This window comes from Citrobacter sp. RHBSTW-00859, from assembly GCF_013729795.1.
In the GTDB taxonomy this organism is placed as follows: domain Bacteria; phylum Pseudomonadota; class Gammaproteobacteria; order Enterobacterales; family Enterobacteriaceae; genus Citrobacter; species Citrobacter braakii.
On record NZ_CP056285.1, the window covers coordinates 31698 to 52531 of the forward strand.

20 protein-coding genes and 8 pseudogenes are annotated in these 20834 nt (G+C 46.9%); 17 read left to right on the plus strand and 11 right to left on the minus strand.

Annotation, left to right across the window (positions count from 1 at the left end):
- The first annotated feature begins 89 nt into the window (after window positions 1-89).
- The 3 genes from pgm to HV302_RS26110 all read left to right on the plus strand — a co-directional run bounded on the left by pgm (window position 90) and on the right by HV302_RS26110 (window position 3037).
- On the plus strand, window positions 90-1733 hold the full coding sequence (gene pgm / locus HV302_RS26100) for a phosphoglucomutase (alpha-D-glucose-1,6-bisphosphate-dependent) (protein ID WP_004197675.1): 1644 nt from the start codon (window positions 90-92) through the stop codon (window positions 1731-1733).
- A gap of 124 nt (window positions 1734-1857) precedes the next feature.
- Window positions 1858-2424: a LuxR C-terminal-related transcriptional regulator gene (locus tag HV302_RS26105; RefSeq protein ID WP_004197678.1), complete on the plus strand. Its 567-nt coding sequence runs from the start codon at window positions 1858-1860 to the stop codon at window positions 2422-2424.
- Between the two features lie 334 nt (window positions 2425-2758).
- Complete coding sequence (locus tag HV302_RS26110; protein WP_004197671.1) at window positions 2759-3037, plus strand: hypothetical protein; 279 nt, start codon at window positions 2759-2761, stop codon at window positions 3035-3037.
- A 27-nt stretch (window positions 3038-3064) separates the two neighbouring features.
- Here the strand turns inward: HV302_RS26110 and HV302_RS26115 are convergent.
- The 4 genes and pseudogenes from HV302_RS26115 to HV302_RS26130 all read right to left on the minus strand — a co-directional run.
- Window positions 3065-3238, minus strand: a pseudogene (locus HV302_RS26115) (ISNCY family transposase); the annotation flags it as partial.
- Between the two features lie 38 nt (window positions 3239-3276).
- A pseudogene (locus HV302_RS26120) lies at window positions 3277-4338 on the minus strand (ISNCY family transposase); the annotation flags it as partial.
- Between the two features lie 184 nt (window positions 4339-4522).
- Window positions 4523-4798 (minus strand): DUF4231 domain-containing protein, encoded by a 276-nt coding sequence (locus HV302_RS26125; RefSeq protein WP_181627506.1) that lies wholly within the window; start codon window positions 4796-4798, stop codon window positions 4523-4525.
- 16 nt (window positions 4799-4814) lie between these two features.
- Window positions 4815-5372: a recombinase family protein gene (locus tag HV302_RS26130; RefSeq protein ID WP_047722713.1), complete on the minus strand. Its 558-nt coding sequence runs from the start codon at window positions 5370-5372 to the stop codon at window positions 4815-4817.
- Between the two features lie 159 nt (window positions 5373-5531).
- Between HV302_RS26130 and HV302_RS26135 the strand changes: the two are divergent.
- Window positions 5532-5669, plus strand: a pseudogene (locus HV302_RS26135) (DUF4158 domain-containing protein); the annotation flags it as partial.
- Between the two features lie 54 nt (window positions 5670-5723).
- Here the strand turns inward: HV302_RS26135 and HV302_RS28705 are convergent.
- Together HV302_RS28705 and HV302_RS26140 are read right to left on the minus strand one after the other, a co-directional pair.
- A pseudogene (locus HV302_RS28705) lies at window positions 5724-5789 on the minus strand (hypothetical protein); the annotation flags it as partial.
- Window positions 5790-5835: 46 nt separating this feature from the next.
- A complete protein-coding gene (locus HV302_RS26140; protein ID WP_001067855.1) occupies window positions 5836-6540 on the minus strand; it encodes an IS6-like element IS26 family transposase in 705 nt (234 codons plus the stop codon).
- A gap of 58 nt (window positions 6541-6598) precedes the next feature.
- Here HV302_RS26140 and HV302_RS26145 point away from each other — a divergent pair, with 58 nt between their 5' ends.
- The 6 genes from HV302_RS26145 (at window position 6599) to HV302_RS26170 (ending at window position 11743) form a co-directional block, all read left to right on the plus strand.
- Window positions 6599-6850: a hypothetical protein gene (locus tag HV302_RS26145; protein ID WP_001515736.1), complete on the plus strand. Its 252-nt coding sequence runs from the start codon at window positions 6599-6601 to the stop codon at window positions 6848-6850.
- A gap of 113 nt (window positions 6851-6963) precedes the next feature.
- On the plus strand, window positions 6964-8109 hold the full coding sequence (locus tag HV302_RS26150; RefSeq protein WP_001325018.1) for an MlaE family ABC transporter permease: 1146 nt from the start codon (window positions 6964-6966) through the stop codon (window positions 8107-8109).
- A 5-nt stretch (window positions 8110-8114) separates the two neighbouring features.
- A complete protein-coding gene (locus HV302_RS26155) occupies window positions 8115-8906 on the plus strand; it encodes an ABC transporter ATP-binding protein (RefSeq protein WP_001325019.1) in 792 nt (263 codons plus the stop codon).
- 1 nt (window position 8907) lies between these two features.
- Window positions 8908-9846 carry an MlaD family protein gene (locus tag HV302_RS26160; protein ID WP_000449980.1) on the plus strand — a complete coding sequence of 313 codons (939 nt, stop codon included), beginning with the start codon at window positions 8908-8910 and terminating at the stop codon, window positions 9844-9846.
- Window positions 9846-10487 carry an ABC-type transport auxiliary lipoprotein family protein gene (locus HV302_RS26165; protein ID WP_000948259.1) on the plus strand — a complete coding sequence of 214 codons (642 nt, stop codon included), beginning with the start codon at window positions 9846-9848 and terminating at the stop codon, window positions 10485-10487. Before HV302_RS26160 ends, HV302_RS26165 begins: the two co-directional genes overlap by 1 nt.
- Window positions 10488-10834: 347 nt before the next feature.
- The gene (locus tag HV302_RS26170; protein ID WP_326928788.1) at window positions 10835-11743 is read left to right on the plus strand and encodes an L-serine ammonia-lyase, iron-sulfur-dependent, subunit alpha; all 909 of its coding nucleotides are present in this window, start codon (window positions 10835-10837) and stop codon (window positions 11741-11743) included.
- Window positions 11744-11748: 5 nt separating this feature from the next.
- Here HV302_RS26170 and HV302_RS26175 read toward each other — a convergent pair whose 3' ends face one another.
- A complete protein-coding gene (locus HV302_RS26175) occupies window positions 11749-12780 on the minus strand; it encodes an IS630-like element ISEc33 family transposase (protein WP_032425611.1) in 1032 nt (343 codons plus the stop codon).
- Between the two features lie 97 nt (window positions 12781-12877).
- Between HV302_RS26175 and HV302_RS26180 the strand changes: the two are divergent.
- The 3 genes and pseudogenes from HV302_RS26180 to HV302_RS26190 form a co-directional block, all read left to right on the plus strand.
- Window positions 12878-13267 (plus strand): annotated as a pseudogene (locus HV302_RS26180) (L-serine ammonia-lyase, iron-sulfur-dependent, subunit alpha); the annotation flags it as partial.
- Between the two features lie 81 nt (window positions 13268-13348).
- Window positions 13349-13867: pseudogene (locus HV302_RS26185) on the plus strand (PLP-dependent transferase); the annotation flags it as partial.
- A gap of 56 nt (window positions 13868-13923) precedes the next feature.
- A protein-coding gene (locus tag HV302_RS26190; protein ID WP_223335778.1) for an IS1 family transposase occupies window positions 13924-14621 on the plus strand; the annotation gives its coding sequence in 2 pieces (ribosomal slippage) (window positions 13924-14173 and window positions 14173-14621; 699 coding nt in all).
- 200 nt (window positions 14622-14821) lie between these two features.
- Here HV302_RS26190 and HV302_RS26195 read toward each other — a convergent pair.
- From HV302_RS26195 to HV302_RS26205, 3 genes are all read right to left on the minus strand, one after another.
- Entirely contained in the window at window positions 14822-15010 is a 189-nt protein-coding gene (locus HV302_RS26195) for a hypothetical protein (RefSeq protein WP_007372207.1), read from the minus strand.
- A gap of 35 nt (window positions 15011-15045) precedes the next feature.
- The gene (locus tag HV302_RS26200; protein WP_009652915.1) at window positions 15046-16236 is read right to left on the minus strand and encodes a hypothetical protein; all 1191 of its coding nucleotides are present in this window, start codon (window positions 16234-16236) and stop codon (window positions 15046-15048) included.
- Window positions 16237-16348: 112 nt separating this feature from the next.
- Entirely contained in the window at window positions 16349-16747 is a 399-nt protein-coding gene (locus HV302_RS26205; RefSeq protein WP_016241897.1) for a hypothetical protein, read from the minus strand.
- A gap of 160 nt (window positions 16748-16907) precedes the next feature.
- On the opposite strand from HV302_RS26205, the gene HV302_RS26210 reads away from it, so the two are divergent.
- From HV302_RS26210 to HV302_RS26225, 4 genes and pseudogenes are all read left to right on the plus strand, one after another.
- Window positions 16908-17414, plus strand: coding sequence for a hypothetical protein (locus tag HV302_RS26210; RefSeq protein WP_007372203.1), 507 nt, complete (start codon window positions 16908-16910; stop codon window positions 17412-17414).
- Window positions 17415-17882: 468 nt separating this feature from the next.
- A pseudogene (locus HV302_RS26215) lies at window positions 17883-18131 on the plus strand (transposase); the annotation flags it as partial.
- Window positions 18132-18195: 64 nt separating this feature from the next.
- Window positions 18196-19347, plus strand: a complete 1152-nt coding sequence (locus HV302_RS26220; protein ID WP_001254932.1) for an IS30-like element IS30 family transposase — start codon at window positions 18196-18198, stop codon at window positions 19345-19347.
- Between the two features lie 12 nt (window positions 19348-19359).
- A pseudogene (locus tag HV302_RS26225) lies at window positions 19360-20253 on the plus strand (IS3 family transposase); the annotation flags it as partial.
- A 152-nt stretch (window positions 20254-20405) separates the two neighbouring features.
- On the opposite strand, the gene HV302_RS26230 reads toward HV302_RS26225, so the two are convergent.
- The gene (locus tag HV302_RS26230) at window positions 20406-20831 is read right to left on the minus strand and encodes a hypothetical protein (RefSeq protein ID WP_016241518.1); all 426 of its coding nucleotides are present in this window, start codon (window positions 20829-20831) and stop codon (window positions 20406-20408) included.
- Between the last annotated feature and the right edge of the window lie 3 nt (window positions 20832-20834).

Genomic DNA, 20834 nt, shown 5'->3' on the forward strand with positions numbered 1-20834 from the left:
CCGGGGCGGGTGGCAGGAGACCGGCCCCGTCGATGAGCGACCCGGCAGCAACACATAAATAAGCCTGACGGATATGACAGGAGAGAAAAATGACGGACAGTAAACGCGCAGGGGAGCCTGCACAACAGAGTGATTTGATTAACGTCGCTCAGCTGACCGCGCAGTACTACGTACTGAGGCCGGAAGCGGGCAACGCGGAGCATGCGGTGAAGTTTGGTACCTCTGGCCATCGTGGCAGTGCAGGGCGCCATAACTTCAATGAGCAGCATATTCTGGCGATCGCGCAGGCGATTGCGGAAGACCGCGCCAGGAACGGGATTACCGGTCCCTGCTACGTGGGTAAAGATACCCACGCGCTCTCCGAACCGGCCTTTATTTCCGTACTGGAAGTGCTGGCGGCCAACGGCGTTGATGTTATCGTGCAGGAACACAACGGTTTCACCCCGACGCCGGCCATTTCCAATGCCATCCTGGTGCACAACAAAAAAGGTGGTCCGCTGGCAGACGGCATCGTGATCACGCCGTCTCATAACCCGCCGGAAGATGGCGGTATTAAGTACAACCCGCCGAACGGCGGCCCGGCGGATACCAACGTCACCAAAGTGGTAGAGAATCGCGCTAACGAACTGCTGGCCTCGGGTCTGCAGGGCGTCAGGCGCATCTCCCTCGATGCGGCACTGGCATCCGGTCATGTTAAAAAGCAGGATCTGGTACAGCCGTTTATCGAAGGGCTGGCGGATATCGTCGACATGGCGGCAATTCAGAAAGCCGGCCTCAAGCTCGGGATCGATCCGCTGGGCGGGTCCGGTATCGAATACTGGAAACGTATTGCCGGGCACTACAAGCTCGACCTGACTATCGTCAACGATCACGTCGATCAAACCTTCCGCTTTATGCATCTGGATAAAGACGGCGCCATTCGCATGGACTGCTCATCTGAGTGCGCAATGGCGGGCCTGCTGGCGCTGCGCGATAAGTTTGACCTGGCTTTTGCTAACGATCCAGATTATGACCGTCACGGCATCGTCACGCCGGCAGGGCTGATGAACCCGAACCACTATCTGGCGGTGGCGATTAACTACCTGTTCCAGCATCGCCCGCAGTGGGGCCAGGATGTGGCGGTGGGCAAGACGCTGGTCTCTTCCGCGATGATCGACCGTGTGGTGAACGACCTCGGCCGCAGGCTGGTTGAAGTGCCGGTGGGCTTTAAATGGTTTGTTGACGGCCTGTTCGACGGCAGCTTCGGCTTCGGCGGAGAAGAGAGCGCGGGCGCCTCGTTCCTGCGTTTTGACGGAACGCCGTGGTCGACCGACAAAGACGGGATCATCATGTGCCTGCTGGCGGCGGAAATCACCGCCGTCACCGGTAAAAACCCGCAGGAGCACTACGACGAACTGGCCGCCCGCTTCGGCGCGCCGAGCTATAACCGGCTGCAGGCTTCGGCCACTTCCGCACAGAAAGCGGTGCTGTCGAAGCTGTCGCCGGAAATGGTCAGGGCCAGTCAGCTGGCGGGTGACCCGATCACTGCGCGTCTGACCGCCGCGCCGGGCAACGGCGCATCGATTGGTGGCCTGAAAGTGATGACCGACAACGGCTGGTTCGCCGCCCGACCGTCAGGTACGGAAGACGCTTACAAGATCTACTGCGAGAGCTTCCTCGGGGAAGCACATCGCAAGCAGATCGAGAAAGAAGCGGTGGAAATCGTGAATAGCGTGCTAGCGGCGCACCAGTAGAGCAGTTGACGTACTCCGCTGAGCCGGAGTACGTCATAGTTACCCGGCGACACCAATACAGGCACCACTTTGTCAGAACATAAGGAACGGGACGCTTCGCAAAAGGTATTGCTGCGGGGACTATATGAATATCTATGTTATTACCAATAATAATTTCATGCTTGTAGGTCTGAAATGTATGTTCAGCGACAACAGCCTCTCCGTCAACAGGGTTGTGTTTTCACGGGTCAGCGATATTGCCTTCAGCAACAGCGATGTGGTGATTGTGGAGTCAGAGCTGAACACCGGCGATGCCGAACGTCTCAAGTACCTACACATTTCACCGGTCAATCTTATCTTTTTATTAAAACCGGCGTCAGGAATGAGCGGGACAGGGCGTGAAGCGGTATGCATTGACACTGAATTAAGCGGTAATGAATATCTCATGATGAGGCAGGCGTTTAAAAAAATGGGGATCAATCTGAAGAGGGACAAGTTGTCATTTACCAAAAGAGAAACACATGTTATCAATATGATTTTAAATGGTTATTCGATAGATGAAATTTCCCGTAGCCTGCTGATCTCCAAAAAAACGGTTCAGTCTTTTGTCGGTATTGTTTTGCATAAACTGAATACCACCAAAATAAGTGGAATATACCGCAAAAAAAATCTCATCATCGACAGTTTTGCCAGGAGGAGCCTGCATCGTTAGGATGCCCTATAAACTAATGATCTGCTTATGGAAAGTCACTATTTCATATATTAAGTTTCAACTAAATTTGTTATAAATTATTTTATGTTGTTATGTTGAACGGGGTTTGATTATTGGTATGCTTCAGAAAAAATAAACATACATCATGGGTGCTAACATGATGAAAATATATGAAACTATAGTCATCAAATGATTTAAGCATACAATAAATAATATAGGATTATATCCTCTATCTGTGAATGGTGGGCGGCAGAGGAAAAACGGGATATATATTTATGCATTTCATCTTTTTATTATAAAAAACTGTTATGTAAATTCTGTAGCGGGAGGGGGTATGTTTAGTGAAGACGCACACTATGAATTTCTAAAAAGATATTACAGAGCGGAGTTTTTTGAAGGAAGAAATGGTTCCATTTGGGGAATAAATTATTCTTACAATTTGGCAAGGGTGGGTATGAATATGCTTGAAAGATATGGCTATGGGATAATATTAAAGCATGAATCTATCACTGGTGAAACCATTTACTATGATCGTAGTCTGACGATACTATTTGGTGACAGAATTACACAGGCCCTGGGAGGTCAGTATTGCAACAGAGAAATGAGAGAATAATGATTTAATATATTTTTTAATCGCTCGTTAAACATTGGAACTTTTCTCAGAACGTGACTGCAATGTCTTCAACGCATCTAACATGTCGTCGCCGTTCAGTGAGCGCTGCGATTATTTCTCTGTTGGTTTTCTGCGCCGCCGCAAAGAGCCATCACCGGCAGGGATCGCCTGTGAACGGTTGTTATCGCGTTTATCCTGAACATCAATCTAAATTGAAATGTCCGCATGTAGGTTATGTTTCAGCCTTTGCCGAAGATGTCTTTACTCCGGGTCTGAAGTTGCTGCAGGGCTTCCAGCATGTCGTTATGGTCCAGACTTCGTTGTGATTTCTTGCCGGGTTGTTTCTTTCTGCGTGAGGTCTGGCCGTCCAGTGATGGCAGGGCCTGTGAGCGGGTGTTGTCCCGTTTGTCCTGAACCAGCTTTATCATTTCCAGGGCACGTCCCAGACGCTTGTTGTCGATGATGGCGCCCTGGTCCAGTTCTCCCAGTCGGTCGTAAGTGGTAAAGGGCAGGGAAGTGCCGCTGGCCCGGAGCTCAATGTCACCATCCGGGTATTGCCATACCTCGATGTACTTCCCCTGAAAACGCCGGTTTTCTTCATTATCTTCAAGCAGATAAAGCTTTTTATCATACTGTAATGTCAGGTTTTTCGAGACCTTACGCTGCTCGCGCCAGGTGAATGTCGCCTGCAGGTTTTCGCCATTATCCAGCTGGCGATGTACGTCAAAATCGTGACGTGGCGGCTTTGCAAACCGACGGTTGTAATCTTCCATGAACTCATCAGCAAAGGCGTTTGCAGCCTCAGGTGTGCTGATACCGCGGAGCCGCAGTTCCTTGACCAGGCGGTCCTGTAATGTCAGATGAGCCCGTTCAACACGCCCCTTGGCTGAACTGGTGTTGGCACAGATACCAGTGATATTCAGCTCGTTCATGGCACGACCAAACTGAGTCTGGCCATCTCCGCCGGTGGCCTGCTTGTTGTTGATCCTGAAGACGCTGGCTTTGTCGCTGTAGAATGCCAGAGGCTTACCGTAGCGCTCCAGATATCCCCGGGTGGCTTCAAAATAGGTGAACGTGGACTCCGAACTGACGAACAGAAGCTGCATCAACCGACTTGTTGCATCATCAACGTAAACGAGCAGCGTGCAGGCCGGACCACGGTCCTCGAACCAGCGATGTTCACTGCCATCAATCTGGATGAGTTCGCCGGTGCAGGCCCGACGTGGGCGTGGCTGATGCACACGAGGTGGCCGTAACTTACGAGGGATCCATAAACCATCCCGGGTCATAAGCTTACGTAGGGGTTTGACGGTCAATGATGTAAAAAACCACGCCAAGACGATAACTTTCTGTTTTTAATGAATTAACATAAGCCTCTGTGTTAGTGAGGTTTTTCCCGATGATACCCTTGATAAACTAAGTCACAGTCCCCATATTATTAATGGGAATATAACTAATAATTGCGGGGGATTTATGGCTAGAGATTTAAATATTTTTTGTGGTTTTTATTGATTCGGTAACCGCTCTATATTTATACCATTTTTGTTCAAAGTTTATAACATTCCTAACTAGTAGCAATATAATCAATAAGATGAATAATGCTAAATTAGTAATGTATTTCCCATCGTAAGATAAAGATGAGTTAACAGCAGTGAATATTAGCAATGCATATTCTGCTCTCACTCCATTTAAAAAATACCACTGATTTTTTGCTGAGCGCTCATTAGTAATTTCATATAGATGAGGGTATTGAATATTCATAATGCATTTCCATTTTTTATGCGGATTGTGTTTGTTTTTTCAATCTAAAATATGTTGCCCGAGATATTCCTGTTTTTTCATATATCATTTTGAATGATTCACCTTGTTTTATAAGAAATTGTGCAGTTGTCGTTTTAGGGTGTGGCTTTCGTCCAAATTTGACGCCAGAAGCCATTGCAGCAATCCGTCCGTCATTGGTTCGCTCCAGAATGCGCTCGCGCTCTGCTTCAGCAACAGCGGCCAGGATCTGAATGACCATTTTCCCCATCGTACCTTCCGTACTGAGGCCGTTTTCCAGAAACCGGATGGAGATCCCCTTTTTATAGCAGGCGTCAACGATATGGATCATATCAGCCGTATTGCGTCCGAGGCGGTCCATTTTGGTACAGATGATGATGTCATCTTTTTCAGCACGGCCAAGCAGTCGTTGCAGTCCTTCACGCTCGTCAGTGGCCCCGGTCATCATGTCGGTAAAAATCCGGTCTTCACGCACACCGGCACTTTTCAGTTCAGCCACCTGGAGCGTCAGCTTCTGGTGGCTGGTTGATACCCTGGCATAGCCCAGTAACGCCATTTCAGTCTCACAAATCGTTTTTGATACAAAGTGGTATCATAATGTATAAATTACGATTTCTGATACCCTTTTCCGCTTTGGTTTTGACGGGTATCAAATATCATAATATTTGAGACGGTTAAAAAAAGGACAGAACTCCCGTTTACGAAAGGATGCGCAATGAGTGATGACTTTCTTACCAGCGAACAGACAGAAAACTACGGTCGCTATGTGGCAGACCCAAATGAGGTTCAGCTGGCTCGGTATTTTCATCTGGATGAGCGTGACCTTGCTTTTATTAATCAGCGACGGGGAAAACAGGCACTGTTGCAAAGTTAGCGATGAGGCAGCCTTTTGTCTTATTCAAAGGCCTTACATTTCAAAAACTCTGCTTACCAGGCGCATTTCGCCCAGGGGATCACCATAATAAAAGGCACTGTTGCAAAGTTAGCGATGAGGCAGCCTTTTGTCTTATTCAAAGGCCTTACATTTCAAAAACTCTGCTTACCAGGCGCATTTCGCCCAGGGGATCACCATAATAAAATGCTGAGGCCTGGCCTTTGCGTAGTGCACGCATCACCTCAATACCTTTGATGGTGGCGTAAGCCGTCTTCATGGATTTAAATCCCAGCGTGGCGCCGATTATCCGTTTCAGTTTGCCATGATCGCATTCAATCACGTTGTTCCGGTACTTAATCTGTCGGTGTTCAACGTCAGACGGGCACCGGCCTTCGCGTTTGAGCAGAGCAAGCGCGCGACCATAGGCGGGCGCTTTATCCGTGTTGATGAATCGCGGGATCTGCCACTTCTTCACGTTGTTGAGGATTTTACCCAGAAACCGGTATGCAGCTTTGCTGTTACGACGGGAGGAGAGATAAAAATCGACAGTGCGGCCCCGGCTGTCGACGGCCCGGTACAGATACGCCCAGCGGCCATTGACCTTCACGTAGGTTTCATCCATGTGCCACGGGCAAAGATCGGAAGGGTTACGCCAGTACCAGCGCAGCCGTTTTTCCATTTCAGGCGCATAACGCTGAACCCAGCGGTAAATCGTGGAGTGATCGACATTCACTCCGCGTTCAGCCAGCATCTCCTGCAGCTCACGGTAACTGATGCCGTATTTGCAGTACCAGCGTACGGCCCACAGAATGATGTCACGCTGAAAATGCCGGCCTTTGAATGGGTTCATGTGCAGCTCCATCAGCAAAAGGGGATGATAAGTTTATCACCACCGACTATTTGCAACAGTGCCGGCAGATTTACCCGCTGATCTGGTTACACAGGCCAGTGCTTCTATCAGTGAAACCATTCAGGTGGTCAATAGCCTTGGTGGGGACGAGCATCTACTGAGCAGCGCCAAACTGGCCTTTTCTGCCTCACATAGTCTGGTATTAGGTACTGCCAGCGTACTGTTAATTCTGCTGGCGGTAGTCGTTTGGTTTACCCTGCCAGAGAGGAAAATACGGCAATTGGGCAAACAGCGTGCCACACCTCACTGATTAGGGTGTGGTTAACACTTCATTAATTAAACAGTCATTACTCTTACTTAACTGTGTGATATACCTATTTAGGGTTTGAAACATTAGAGTTTGAAATAGGTAAGGTCTGAGCAATGACTGAGCAAACGTCCCCCGCACAACTTGATCTCGATAGCGCGGCTCAGCCCCCCAGAGTTTATATCCGGGGGGACTGGGTGTTGGCGCATTACTGCGTTTTGGAGCCGCGCGTTGCGCAATTGCGCGCTAATATGCCCAGTGGGGGGGTATTTGATCTCAACCAACTGGGGGCGTTAGATACCGCCGGTGCAACGTTGTTAGCTCTGCTTCTGGGTGAGGACCGTGTAGCAAATTTACGCGAACTTGCGCCTAAATTGCCAGAAGAGCGGAGGATATTACTTGAAACGGTAAGCCATGTATTGCCTGACTTAACCCCTGAGTTGTCTGAAAAACCCACACGGTTTTGGCTTGAGATGCTGGCTAATACCGGCCGTTCGGTAGATAACTTATGGCAAGATATTAAGTCACTATTGGGCTTTATTGGTCTGGCGCTGGAAACCTTGCTGGGAACACTTTTTCGCCCCTCCCGCTGGCGCATTACCTCATTAATTGCCAATATTCAACAGATTGGCCTCAATGCTGTGCCGATCATTATGTTGCTCACCTTTTTGGTGGGGGCAGTTATCGCCTTTCTCGGTGCAACCGTACTCACTACTTTCGGCGCGGGCATTTTTACCGTCGATTTGGTGGTATTTTCTTTTCTACGTGAATTTGCGGTACTGCTTACCGCGATCCTGATGGCAGGGCGAACAGCCAGTGCTTTTACCGCTGAAATTGGCTTGATGAAAGCCAATGAAGAGATTGATGCTATCCAAACACTGGGCTTGAATCCGGTCGAACTGTTGGTGCTACCGCGCGTCTTGGCACTATTGATCTCTCTGCCGATGCTAACCTTTATTGGCATGGTTTGCGGTATTTTCGGTGGCATGGTGGTGTGTGCCTTAACACTGGATATCTCTCCCACTATGTTTTTGTCGATTATGCAAAACAGTAATGGGTTGCAGCATTTTCTGGTGGGAATAAGTAAAGCCCCTATTTTTGCTTTCCTGATTGCTATTATTGGCTGTCTGGAGGGGTTCAAAGTAACCGGTAGTGCTGAATCAGTCGGGGTTCATACCACCACCAGTGTGGTGCATTCGATCTTTGTGGTGATTTTGCTTGATGCCGTGGCAGCGCTATTTTTCATGGAAATGGGGTGGTGAGCCAAATGACGCAAGATGCAATCATTCAAATTCGCGATCTGGTTAACTGCTTTGGCGTACAGTGCGTGCATCAAGGGTTGAATCTTGATGTTAAGCGCGGCGAAGTTCTTGGCGTGGTTGGTGGCTCGGGTACCGGTAAATCTGTTCTGTTACGCAGTATTGTTGGGTTACGTCGTCCGACTGACGGGAAAATTCATGTTTTTGGCAAGGATTTAATGGCACTGTCAGGTCAATCCCGCGCCATGGTCGAGCGCCGATTCGGCGTATTATTTCAACGAGGCGCACTGTTCAGTTCTCTAACCGTGACCGAGAACGTGGCATTACCATTAATAGAAAACGCCGGATTACCCCGGTCTGAGGCTGAGCGATTGGCTCAGGTTAAACTGGCACTGGCTGGGCTACCGCCGGGCACTGGCAGTAAGTATCCAGCATCTCTGTCGGGTGGTATGGTCAAGCGTGTTGCGCTAGCCCGTGCCTTAGCACTGGACCCGGATATTCTGTTTCTTGATGAACCGACTGCGGGTCTTGATCCCATTGGTGCGGCGGCGTTTGACAGTTTGATCCGCACCCTGCGGGATGCCCTCAATCTAACGGTATTCTTGGTGACCCACGATCTGGATACGCTGTATACACTGTGTGATCGTGTGGCGGTGCTTTCGCAGAAAAAAGTGCTGGTGGTTGATACTCTGGATAAAGTTGCAGCGACTGATGATGGCTGGATTCAGGCGTATTTTCATGGCCCACGTGGCCGGGCTGCTTATCAGGCAGCGGCAATTAACAGTGGAGAGAGGTTGTAATATGGAAACCCGTGCTCATCATGTCGTTATTGGTTTGTTCACTCTTATTGTGGTGAGTGCCGCGCTGCTGTTTTGCCTATGGCTGACAAATTCCGGTTCTGATCGCCAGTTCAGATTGTACGATATCGTTTTCAATGAGCCTGTGAGTGGCCTGTCACAGGGTAGCACCGTTCAGTACAGCGGGATTCGAGTCGGTGAGGTGACGCAATTACGCCTGGACCGAGACAATCCGAATAAGGTTTGGGCACGTATTCGCGTTTCTGCATCTACTCCGATACGCGAAGATACCCAAGCTCGTCTCACCGTCGCGGGTATTACCGGCACCTCAAATATTCAATTCAGCAGTGGCAGCCAGACCAGCCCGTTGCTGGAGGGCAAAGATGACGAGGTTCCTATCATTATTGCTACCCCTTCGCCGATGAGCCAGTTACTGGCTAACGGTGAGAATTTCATGACCAATGCGAATGAAGTGTTGGTGCGTTTGAACCAGTTGCTGGCACCGGATAACCAGCAGCGCCTAGTAACGACACTGGATAATCTCGCGCTGGTCACCCAAACTGTGGCTGATCAACGTGGTGATCTCCGTACCCTGTTGCAGCAGTTGGCGCAGGCCAGTAAACAGGCTAATGAGACACTGACTCAAACCAATCGCCTGCTGCGTAATGCTAACGGCTTAATGGATGGGCAGGGGAAACAACTGGTCAGTGATGCCGCCAAAACCATGGCATCGTTGCAAAATACCAGTACCATCCTCAATAAATTGGTGAGTGAAAATAAAACCTCACTCAATAACGGGATGCAAGGGATGAATGAGCTGGGGCCGGCAGTAGATGAGCTGCGCAGAACATTAGCGACATTACGTGCCGCCGTTTCTCGTTTGGAAGAAAACCCAGCGGCCTTGTTGCGCGGCCGTGAAAGAACACAGGAGTTTACGCCTTAATGCTCTCTTTTAATGTGATGCGCTATGCAGGCCGCCGCGTGTGGCTATTGATGATATCCGGGGGGGCGATACTGCTCTCTGCCTGCACCATTTTACCTTCGGCCCCTGTATCACAAGTTTATCTTCTGCCGGTGCCACCTGCAGTCAGTGTGCCACACGCGCAGACAGTAAACTGGTCATTACGGGTTTCACAACCGGCGACGAACCAGTTTCTTAATAGCTCACGCATAGCGGTGCAGCCTCAGGGCCAGGAGATTGCGGTTTATAAAAACTCCCGTTGGAGTGATTCGGCGCCGATTTTGGTGCGCAATCGTCTTATTCAGGCGTTCCGTAGCGATGGGCGAATCCGTGCAGTCAGTAGCGACGATGATAGCTTGCAGGCTGATGTGGAGTTGAGTGGTGATCTGTCCGCGTTCCAAGGGGTATACCATGTTGGTAGCAGCGAAGTGCTGATCCGTTTTGATGCTCGGCTGGTAAGAATTTCAGATCGTAGGATTATTGCGACTCGCCAGTTTGACATTCGCCAACCGATAAAAGGTAACGAGATGAACGAGGTGGTTCAGGCCTTTGGCCTGGCCAGTGACCAGTTAGCCACTCAAGTGCTCAACTGGACGATGCAGCAATCCCCTGCGCAGGGTTGATATCTAAACCAGCACCGGTTGGTTTTATCTGAGGCGAGTTGGCAGTAGCTAACTCGCCTTTTTTATCGTCTAGTTTAATGATTCAAGGCGAATAATTGCGTCTAAGGGGAAAATATTCTCTTTATTGTTTTGTGATTAGTATCTCATTGAGTAAGGGATTAATGGTGTTTGAGTTATCTATTTCATTGTTTTTAATATGTTTTTATTTAAATTGTTCTGTGGTTATCTTTTTTGTTAAAGAGAACAATATTCTCCAAGCATTAAAAACAACAAGAAAATAGGAAAAGTATTTCTCCCCGTAAAACCCTAAGATAAAAATAATCCAAATCACTGATTAATTACTTCAAATGCAAAAAATAACACATCAACAATTACTCGATTGGTTGAAAAAGGAAGTGAAACTTTCATTAGGTTGTACTGAGCCTATTGCTATTGCGTATGCTGCCGCAGTGGCTGCTAAATATCTCAACGCACCGATATTAAAAATAACGGGGAATATATCGGAGAATCTGTATAAAAATGCGATGGGAGTCACTATTCCGGGAACAAGCTATTGCGGAGTCACTCTTGCGGCGGCAATAGGGGCTATTGGTGGTAACGCGGATGCCGATTTAGAAGTATTAAAAGATATTACTGCGACACAAATTACCGAAGCCTATATATTTAATGAATCAGGTAACGTGTGTCTAAACGCAGTAGATGCTACGGATTTTATTTTTATCGATATTACGCTATATAGTCTTAGTGATCAGTGCCGGGTAGTGATTCAAGGTAGCCATACTAATGTCACTGAAGTTTATATTAATAATATAAAGCAAATATTAGTCCGAGACCTAATTGCCGCCAATGATAGTGGGGTACTACCCGAATTTTCCCTTAACGACGCATTTAAATTTGTAACCGATGTCGCCGCTAAAGACATCATGTTTATGCTGAAAAGTGCTGAGATTAATACCGCGCTTTCTGACGAGGGGCAAAGGAAGAACTATGGTTTGAACGTGAGTGGCGCGTTGTCGCAAGCCAGAAAAAATGGCTTTATCAGCACTGACTTACTGAGTCAAATGTTGATCAACACCACTGCGGCATCAGATGCCCGTATGGGCGGCGCACCCTTACCCGCGATGTCAAATTATGGCTCTGGTAATCAGGGGATTACCGTGACAATGCCGGTAGTGACACTTGCCCGACATCTTAATACAGATGATGAAACACTGGCCCGGGCATTAGCGTTGGCCCATCTAAATAGCTGCGCCTAATACCGCTACACTTTTGCCTGACCATGTTTTCCTCCGGGGAATGGGCTGGCGGTTTCCATAAAATGGCGGACCTTTTTCAGTAACTGCCACATTGAGCGGCACTGATGATTACGGGTTATCGTGTCATGAAGTGCCTGCCATAGCCGTTCCACATGATTCACCCACGGCGAGTAAACCGGCTGGTAAATTACCCTGAACTTGGGATTTGCTTTCAACCAGCGCTGTGTTTCGCGGCTTTTATGGATAATGTAGTTATCAACGATCAGCGTGATTGTTTTCGCCCGCCGGTAAGTGGCTTTCAGGTGCTTCAGCAGAGCGATAAACAGCGCTGAACTTTTGCTGTTGCCGCCCACGTAGCTGACTTTACCCGTGCCACTGTGCAGTGCGCCGGCCAGATAGTATTTTTCGTTCTGCCCCGGCGTCACTACCCGTTTCTGCTGTCCGCGCAACTGCCAGTCCGCACCGATTTTAGGATTAAGGTGGATATCCACTTCATCTTCATAAAATACCGGATGCTCTGCGCTGCATTCATCCAGCGCTTTGTGGATTACCGCCATCTTTTCATCTTTATGTGGGTCACGGATACGCAGAGTTGGCGCGGCCCTGCGCCATACAAGCCCCGCAGATGGCAACCAGCGGCGAACGGTTCCTGCATGTAACTGGCAACCGGTTATCTCATTGATTTTTAATGCCAGTAATTCGGTGCTCCAGCGTGAACGTTGATAACCAAAATCGCCGGGAGAATGCTTTATCAGCTCACGTAACAGGGTGCAGATATGTTCAAAAGGCCAGCGTCGGGAGCGCCCTGCGGGTAAGGATTTCAGGCCTTCAATACCTGAGTGCGTAAACCAGTTAATCCAGCGACCAACGGATGAACGAGCACAACAGAGAGTTCTGGCAACATCGCTGACCCGTTCACCCCGATGAAGCATCAGCATGGCCGTGAGTCTGCGGGCATGATTTTTATCGCGCGTTTTATGAATAGCTTTCTGCATCAGGCGTCGTTCGCCACGGGGTATTGGTGCTATGATCGGCATCGCTCAGTCCGGTTGGTGGTTTTGGTTGGTTTGGCGATTGATCAGATCGCACAATCCGGGCTGAGTTCCCTTTCAGTGATCTACTATTCCGCGCATCTATTTAGCCGCAATCTCAATTCATATGCGTTATACCCGATTGTCTGCATTGTGTGCGGCGTCAACGGCAGCAATGGGGGCGGCGGCAGGTATGAGTTGGTTATTGACCCAAGATTTTCAAACTATCTCCTACGCGGTCAGTAATATGATCAGTGATATTAGTGGCATTATTTGCGATGGTGCATCAAATAGTTGTGCCATGAAAGTGTCTACCGCTACCGCCTGTGCATTTAAGTCGGTGTTGATGGCGCAACAAAATAGTGTTGCAGGGGAGCGTGATGGCATTGTTTCCTGCGATGTTGAAGGTTCTATCAATAATTTATGTAAATTAGTGTTATCGCCAATGAGGCAAACAGATAAAGAAATTATCAGTATAATGACACGTAAATAAATATTACGGTTTAACCGCGTGGCCTAACGTCATTATTAATAATGATCGGCGGGCTATCGTTAAAATTTAAAGGGACAAATAATGAGCAAATCAAAATCGATCGCGACTCTGGTTATCCATGCCGGAGATCAAGTTGACCGGGGCAATAATGCTATTTTTCCACCGATTACTACCGCCAGTTCCTTCATTCAGCCAAATTTAGGCGAAGAAGGGGAGTTTTGTTATTCCCGTTGCAGTAACCCGACAAGATATGCATATGAAACCGCCTTGGCTGAGTTGGAAGGAGGTATCTATGCTACGGCAACCGCTTCCGGTATGGCAGCAACTGCACTTATATTGGAATTGCTACCTAAGGATTCCCATGTATTAGTAATGAAAGGGGTCTATGGCGGTACTTATCGGTTGTTTGAACGTCTGCGTAAACAAACTTCAGGTACGACATTCAGTTATGTCGATCTTAATGATCTGGCGTCAGTAGAGCGCCATATTCAAGAGAATACAGGTCTAATCTGGATCGAAACGCCCACTAACCCACTGTTGGAATTAGTTGATATTGAAGCAGTATGCCAGGTTGCCAAAAGCAGGGGCATAATGAGCTGCGGGTGATGCTGCCAACTTACTGATTTAGTGTATGATGGTGTTTTTGAGGTGCTCCAGTGGCTTCTGTTTCTATCAGCTGTCCCTCCTGTTCAGCTACTGACGGGGTGGTGCGTAACGGCAAAAGCACCGCCGGACATCAGCGCTATCTCTGCTCTCACTGCCGTAAAACATGGCAACTGCAGTTCACTTACACCGCTTCTCAACCCGGTACGCACCAGAAAATCATTGATATGGCCATGAATGGCGTTGGATGCCGGGCAACCGCCCGCATTATGGGCGTTGGCCTCAACACGATTTTCCGCCATTTAAAAAACTCAGGCCGCAGTCGGTAACCTCGCGCATACAGCCGGGCAGTGACGTCATCGTCTGCGCGGAAATGGACGAACAGTGGGGATACGTCGGGGCTAAATCGCGCCAGCGCTGGCTGTTTTACGCGTATGACAGGCTCCGGAAGACGGTTGTGGCGCACGTATTCGGTGAACGCACTCTGGCCACACTGGAGCGTCTTCTGAGCCTGCTGTCGGCCTTTGAGGTCGTGGTATGGATGACGGATGGCTGGCCGCTGTATGAATCCCGCCTGAAGGGAAAGCTGCACGTTATCAGCAAGCGTTACACTCAGCGCATTGAGCGACATAACCTGAATCTGAGACAACATCTGGCAAGGCTGGGACGGAAGTCACTGTCGTTCTCAAAATCGGTGGAGCTGCATGACAAGGTCATCGGGCATTATCTGAACATAAAACACTATCATTAAGTTGGAGTCATTACCCTACGATAGTTGCTTTGACTTTAACCGATGACAAGGTTCATTCCTTTATACACGTTAAACATACAATACACTATAATTCTAAAGAGTTTATTGTCAAATAAAAAGGCAGATTTCTCTGCCTTAATACACAATATACATAGTTCAAGGTACTATATATAACTTAAGGGCGTTTTATTTTTGTGTGCTTATTTACCATCCGTTTCATCATCTACTTTCTGAGTCATGATTGGAGGCGGCGCTTCATTATCAATTTTCCTACGGCCTTCATCGCTGAAGAAGATTTTCCAGATAAAGTGCCCGACAAAAAGGATTCCGCATCCTATAATCAGCGCCCAGTCGAAAGTGTCAAATGGTCTGTTAAAATAATCAAACATATAGTTCTCCAGGGTAGAGTTCGTGACTAAGCCCGTTAAACGTTGTGTGGATAATTGCTCCACCAGACCGGGCAATGCAATTCATTGTTTTTTTCAGACCATCCGGCATCTATGAGTAATCTCTTCACAAAAAATGGCTGGTTTCTGAAGATATCTGTAGAAATTGATGTAGCTTTAATGACACTTCCTTTTTCACCAGGTTTTGTTGGTTTCTCGTAACGCGTTATACCGATATGCTGTAGACGTGACCTAATCGCGCCATCTGTCCTATTCATTTTCTTGGCAATCACTTCTATTGAACGATGCTCAGATAGAAGTGTAATTAAAAACTTATAGTTTCCACATACCCATTTGGCTGGTTTTTGTGGTTCTCTTTGGTTCCGTTCAGGCACTGATCTTTCCTTAATTTGTTGTGGTTTTTCACTATCACAATCAATGTCAGTTCTGGCCGGGTAATTTGAAATGGTTTTATCTGGTACGGTTTCATAGATAATTTCATTAAGCACTATATGCTTGCTCCACCAATCTGGGGCGGTAAGGTCGAATCCATCAATGTGCCAGCCGAATTCGATTAGTGGCAGGACATCAAGAAAACGTTTTTTTGATAATTTCGCAGAACTTATTTTTTTATTTAACCATATAACCGTACTAGATGAATCGTCTTCAGCGCCCACGGTAATCATTCCAAGCTCTATAAGTTGCTGAAGAGTGGATTGATGGCTTCTTAAGGTAAGCTCGGCAAGTGCCGTTTTACTGATACCATGTTGTATCGCCTTAAGTAAGACCCGAGTATCGTCAGGAGTCCACGGTTTACCGGTAATGAGGTGTGAAGATGTTTTCTTATGTAGCTGATCAGTATCCTCATCTTCGGGTACTAACAGGCTTGTGTTTCTTGTTCGCCACCATTCTGGAGAGTACAGAACATTTTCACCATTTATGCAGTGTGCTACCCATCCATTATCTAGCAGGGTTTTAAGAGTTATACCTGAAGCTGGTTCAGCCGGTGGCACTCTGATTGAAGAGTTAGGCTTGAGGGTAATTTCGTTAGGCTCGGAGAGATTTTCTCTTATGAGAAGGTATAAATCCAACTCGATACATCTTAACTGGATTATCCTTTCATTGTATCCAAGAATGGACGTAAGCGCTGCAAATGAGTAACCATCCTTAAGCCCTTTTATAAGCTTCAGATCTTCAGCTGGTGACCATGACGGTAATTTCTTCTTCATTCACTTGCCTTAGAGTGAACTAAATATTTCTGATATTACTTGTAAATCAATAATTCTTGAATCGAGAATGGGGGCGTTTTGAGGTGTATAAATCGCACTTAGACTCGACCATTTAGTATCCGTGGTTGAAGAGCTCCTCAACTCCAGCATTTACGACATCCTGGTTTCCAGGGATGTAACGTGGCCAGCCTTCTACCTCTTTGATGTTCTTAACGATAACTCCTTCGAAGCCAAATTGATCTGCCGATATATCAACAATATGGAATTCATCGTTGTTGGAGATCTCACACCAGTAATGACCGAACCCGCCATACATAGTGAATAACCCGCCGTCAGATTTCCCATCGCCACCTCTAATCACAGCTGATAACCCTTTGCTATGTGCCAGACGAGCTAATAGCAGACTGGCAAATAGGCATGTGCCCGTTGTGTCATCGGTATCACAGTCAGCGAGGATACCGTTCAGTAATGCCCGTGCTTCAGTCGCAACATCATTAATGAGGTTTTTCATCAGGGTTACTTATCGCAAATCGGTTTCAGGGGATTCTGCCAGACAGGCCGTAGCGTGACAATTTTTTATGACCCCAATAGGGGGCGAAATTAACGGGTCTTAGAATTTCGTCACCGATGAATGTTGCGTTAATCTTTTTTTATATAAAGAGGAGCTAACCATGAATAAAATGAAGTACAGTGCAGTATTGAATGAATGGAATTTTAAGTATGATTCTGCTGAAAGATTCGGTGACTCACACTTTCTTTATATCCATAATTTCATGAACGATCAGAGCCAGTTACTTGGTATTATCATAGCTGATTTTTTGAAGGTTCCTCAGATAGAACTTCTTCCTATTCAGACCGCCATAGATAACCTTGTAAGGTTATTAAAGGTTCAGACATCCAGGTCGTTAACGTCTGATGAGGGTGTTGATCTTGCTCAATTCCTCACTCAGTACCTCAGACAGACACAATCTTATGCTGCGGTTTCAAGTATGTGTCCGGTTGGTCAAAAGTTGAATTTTTTCCTGAACATCTACCCAAGAAAAGGTAATAAAGAGTTTTCTTTTCGATTATTCGCAATCACCACACTCAATGAAATTACAAGCGTGTCTGAATTTGTTGAAATGGCACATAGTACTCAACAAAGTGATCTGATTAATAATCCTGGTTATTTTGTTTGATTACTAAATAATTCCATATTGAAATCATTAACCATCACTTAACAGTGATGGTTTTTTGTTTTATTTCAATTATCTTTTTGTTCGATATGACTATCTGCTTTTTATAATCTGATTTCACTTACTATCATGCTGATACTACTAGGTAAAATGGTCGTGATGACTTTAATTCATGCTATTCCATTGAGATTTGTGTTTACAATCAATAAAAATATTGTTAATAAAATGTAATCCTTAACATAAATCAACATGGATATGGAACCTACACTACAATGGCAAAGAAAAACATACATCAGGAAGAGATTGTATTCGCGAAGAAACAGCTTGTTCTCCTTGCAACATTAAAAGGGAAGGTAAGTGAATTGATTCTAAAGTGGGAAGGGAACATTGGAGCTGAGACTCCTGACTTGAATCGCCACGGGTTTAACAGACACCTCAGAGTCATTTAAGATGGCTTAAAGAGAGGTGCCCATGAGCAGTAAGCGTTATCCCGAAGAGTTTAAAATTGAAGCAGTCAAACAGGTTGTTGATCGCGGTTATTCTGTTGCCAGCGTTGCAACACGTCTCGATATCACCACCCACAGCCTTTACGCCTGGATAAAGAAGTACGGTCCGGATTCTTCCACTAATAAAGAACAGTCAGATGTTCAGGCCGAGATCCGCCGTCTCCAGAAAGAGCTGAAACGGGTTACCGACGAACGGGACATATTAAAAAAAGCCGCTGTAGATTCAATTGGTCAACGCAACAGTTATGTGAAAACATGGGGTTGCGGAGGTTTTTTGAATGAGACGAACATTTACAGCAGAGGAAAAAGCCTCTGTTTTTGAACTATGGAAGAACGGAACAGGCTTCAGTGAAATAGCGAATATCCTGGGTTCAAAACCCGGAACGATCTTCACTATGTTAAGGGATACTGGCGGCATAAAACCCCATGAGCGTAAGCGGGCTGTAGCTCACCTGACACTGTCTGAGCGCGAGGAGATACGAGCTGGTTTGTCAGCCAAAATGAGCATTCGTGCGATAGCTACTGCGCTGAATCGCAGTCCTTCGACGATCTCACGTGAAGTTCAGCGTAATCGGGGCAGACGCTATTACAAAGCTGTTGATGCTAATAACCGAGCCAACAGAATGGCGAAAAGGCCAAAACCGTGCTTACTGGATCAAAATTTACCATTGCGAAAGCTTGTTCTGGAAAAGCTGGAGATGAAATGGTCTCCAGAGCAAATATCAGGATGGTTAAGGCGAACAAAACCACGTCAAAAAACGCTGCGAATATCACCTGAGACAATTTATAAAACGCTGTACTTTCGTAGCCGTGAAGCGCTACACCACCTGAATATACAGCATCTGCGACGGTCGCATAGCCTTCGCCATGGCAGGCGTCATACCCGCAAAGGCGAAAGAGGTACGATTAACATAGTGAACGGAACACCAATTCACGAACGTTCCCGAAATATCGATAACAGACGCTCTCTGGGGCATTGGGAGGGCGATTTAGTCTCAGGTACAAAAAACTCTCATATAGCCACACTTGTAGACCGAAAATCACGTTATACGATCATCCTTAGACTCAGGGGCAAAGATTCTGTCTCAGTAAATCAGGCTCTTACCGACAAATTCCTGAGTTTACCGTCAGAACTCAGAAAATCACTGACATGGGACAGAGGAATGGAACTGGCCAGACATCTAGAATTTACTGTCAGCACCGGCGTTAAAGTTTACTTCTGCGATCCTCAGAGTCCTTGGCAGCGGGGAACAAATGAGAACACAAATGGGCTAATTCGGCAGTACTTTCCTAAAAAGACATGTCTTGCCCAATATACTCAACATGAACTAGATCTGGTTGCTGCTCAGCTAAACAACAGACCGAGAAAGACACTGAAGTTCAAAACACCGAAAGAGATAATTGAAAGGGGTGTTGCATTGACAGATTGAATCTACAGCGGCGTACTTCGCAAAGCTGTCCGACTGAGGTACGCCTTTATCCGTGACAACACCTGTTGCTGGCCTGTTCGCCTGCTCTGTCGGGTGCTGGATGTTCATCCCAGTGGTTTTTACGCCTGGCTTCAGCAGCCGCATTCACAACGCCATCAGGCAGACCTGAGACTGACAGGACAGATTAAACAGTTCTGGCTGGAATCGGGATGCGTCTATGGTTATCGTAAAATCCATCTGGATCTGCGGGACAGCGGGCAACAGTGCGGAGTGAACAGAGTCTGGCGACTGATGAAACGTGTCGGGATAAAGGCTCAGGTCGGATACCGGAGCCCGCGGGCACGTAAAGGCGAGGCCAGTATCGTGTCGCCCAACAGGCTCCAGCGACAGTTCAATCCGGATGCTCCGAATGAGCGTTGGGTAACGGATATAACCTACATCAGAACCCACGAAGGCTGGCTGTATCTTGCCGTGGTTGTTGATCTGTTCTCACGCAAAATTATCGGCTGGTCCATGCAATCCCGGATGGCAAAGGACATTGTCCTGAACGCACTGCTGATGGCTGTATGGCGGCGTAATCCCCAAAAACAGGTGCTGGTTCATTCGGATCAGGGCAGTCAGTACACAAGCCATGAGTGGCAGTCGTTCCTGAAATCACACGGCCTGGAGGGCAGCATGAGCCGTCGCGGTAACTGCCATGATAATGCGGTTGCAGAAAGCTTTTTCCAATTGTTGAAACGCGAACGGATAAAGAAAAAGATCTACGGAACGCGGGAAGAAGCCCGCAGCGATATTTTTGATTACATCGAAATGTTTTATAACAGTAAGCGTCGGCATGGTTCTAGCGATCAGATTTCACCGACAGAATATGAAAACCAGTATTATCAACGGCTCGGAAGTGTCTAGATTATCCGTGGCGATTCAACTATCATCTTTTAATGAACCAACTTGAGTCAGTAGAAAAGCAAATATTTTCTAAGATTGGTGCTTGGAAAAAGACATCTTTGCTTTGAGTGTCAGTGAAGAAAAACTTTATGAACAAACTTAATCCTCCTGCTTTATGTAATTCTTTTTTTACCAGGGATTTCTAGGAGAATCTTAGTCCATAACCCATCTGTCATAAAATCAATTATCGAGTCTGATATCATGGCTTTATTTGCAATTCTTTGAGCAGTGTAAATTGCCTGACTTTTATCTTCGATAAAGATGCCATGAGGCACTAGACTAACATTATCTTCGGTTTTCCTTGCCCACATGCGGAGGCGGTAATCTATTATGTATTCGTCATACTCTATCCACAGATGAGGTCGAATTATCTGGCCAGTTCCAGCCAACGTTACTTCTCCAACGATGCGCTGGTGCGGTATACAGAATCTATCTAGCAGGCAACTTACAACCATAGTATGACCATCACATTCGAGTGGAAGTACATCATATTTATGTAACAGCTCGCAGACATAAGCAACTTCAGGGGTTATGAACATTTA

What these genes read in the sequence shown, in the direction of transcription:
- pgm (WP_004197675.1), top strand. Translation starts at nt 90, where the DNA reads ATGACGGACAGTAAACGCGCAGGGGAGCCTGCACAACAGAGTGATTTG.
- HV302_RS26105 (WP_004197678.1), top strand. Translation starts at nt 1,858, where the DNA reads ATGAATATCTATGTTATTACCAATAATAATTTCATGCTTGTAGGTCTG.
- HV302_RS26110 (WP_004197671.1), top strand. Translation starts at nt 2,759, where the DNA reads ATGTTTAGTGAAGACGCACACTATGAATTTCTAAAAAGATATTACAGA.
- HV302_RS26125 (WP_181627506.1), bottom strand. Translation starts at nt 4,798, where the DNA reads ATGAATATTCAATACCCTCATCTATATGAAATTACTAATGAGCGCTCA.
- HV302_RS26130 (WP_047722713.1), bottom strand. Translation starts at nt 5,372, where the DNA reads ATGGCGTTACTGGGCTATGCCAGGGTATCAACCAGCCACCAGAAGCTG.
- HV302_RS26140 (WP_001067855.1), bottom strand. Translation starts at nt 6,540, where the DNA reads ATGAACCCATTCAAAGGCCGGCATTTTCAGCGTGACATCATTCTGTGG.
- HV302_RS26150 (WP_001325018.1), top strand. Translation starts at nt 6,964, where the DNA reads ATGACTGAGCAAACGTCCCCCGCACAACTTGATCTCGATAGCGCGGCT.
- HV302_RS26155 (WP_001325019.1), top strand. Translation starts at nt 8,115, where the DNA reads ATGACGCAAGATGCAATCATTCAAATTCGCGATCTGGTTAACTGCTTT.
- HV302_RS26160 (WP_000449980.1), top strand. Translation starts at nt 8,908, where the DNA reads ATGGAAACCCGTGCTCATCATGTCGTTATTGGTTTGTTCACTCTTATT.
- HV302_RS26165 (WP_000948259.1), top strand. Translation starts at nt 9,846, where the DNA reads ATGCTCTCTTTTAATGTGATGCGCTATGCAGGCCGCCGCGTGTGGCTA.
- HV302_RS26170 (WP_326928788.1), top strand. Translation starts at nt 10,835, where the DNA reads ATGCAAAAAATAACACATCAACAATTACTCGATTGGTTGAAAAAGGAA.
- HV302_RS26175 (WP_032425611.1), bottom strand. Translation starts at nt 12,780, where the DNA reads ATGCCGATCATAGCACCAATACCCCGTGGCGAACGACGCCTGATGCAG.
- HV302_RS26195 (WP_007372207.1), bottom strand. Translation starts at nt 15,010, where the DNA reads ATGTTTGATTATTTTAACAGACCATTTGACACTTTCGACTGGGCGCTG.
- HV302_RS26200 (WP_009652915.1), bottom strand. Translation starts at nt 16,236, where the DNA reads ATGAAGAAGAAATTACCGTCATGGTCACCAGCTGAAGATCTGAAGCTT.
- HV302_RS26205 (WP_016241897.1), bottom strand. Translation starts at nt 16,747, where the DNA reads ATGAAAAACCTCATTAATGATGTTGCGACTGAAGCACGGGCATTACTG.
- HV302_RS26210 (WP_007372203.1), top strand. Translation starts at nt 16,908, where the DNA reads ATGAATAAAATGAAGTACAGTGCAGTATTGAATGAATGGAATTTTAAG.
- HV302_RS26220 (WP_001254932.1), top strand. Translation starts at nt 18,196, where the DNA reads ATGAGACGAACATTTACAGCAGAGGAAAAAGCCTCTGTTTTTGAACTA.
- HV302_RS26230 (WP_016241518.1), bottom strand. Translation starts at nt 20,831, where the DNA reads ATGTTCATAACCCCTGAAGTTGCTTATGTCTGCGAGCTGTTACATAAA.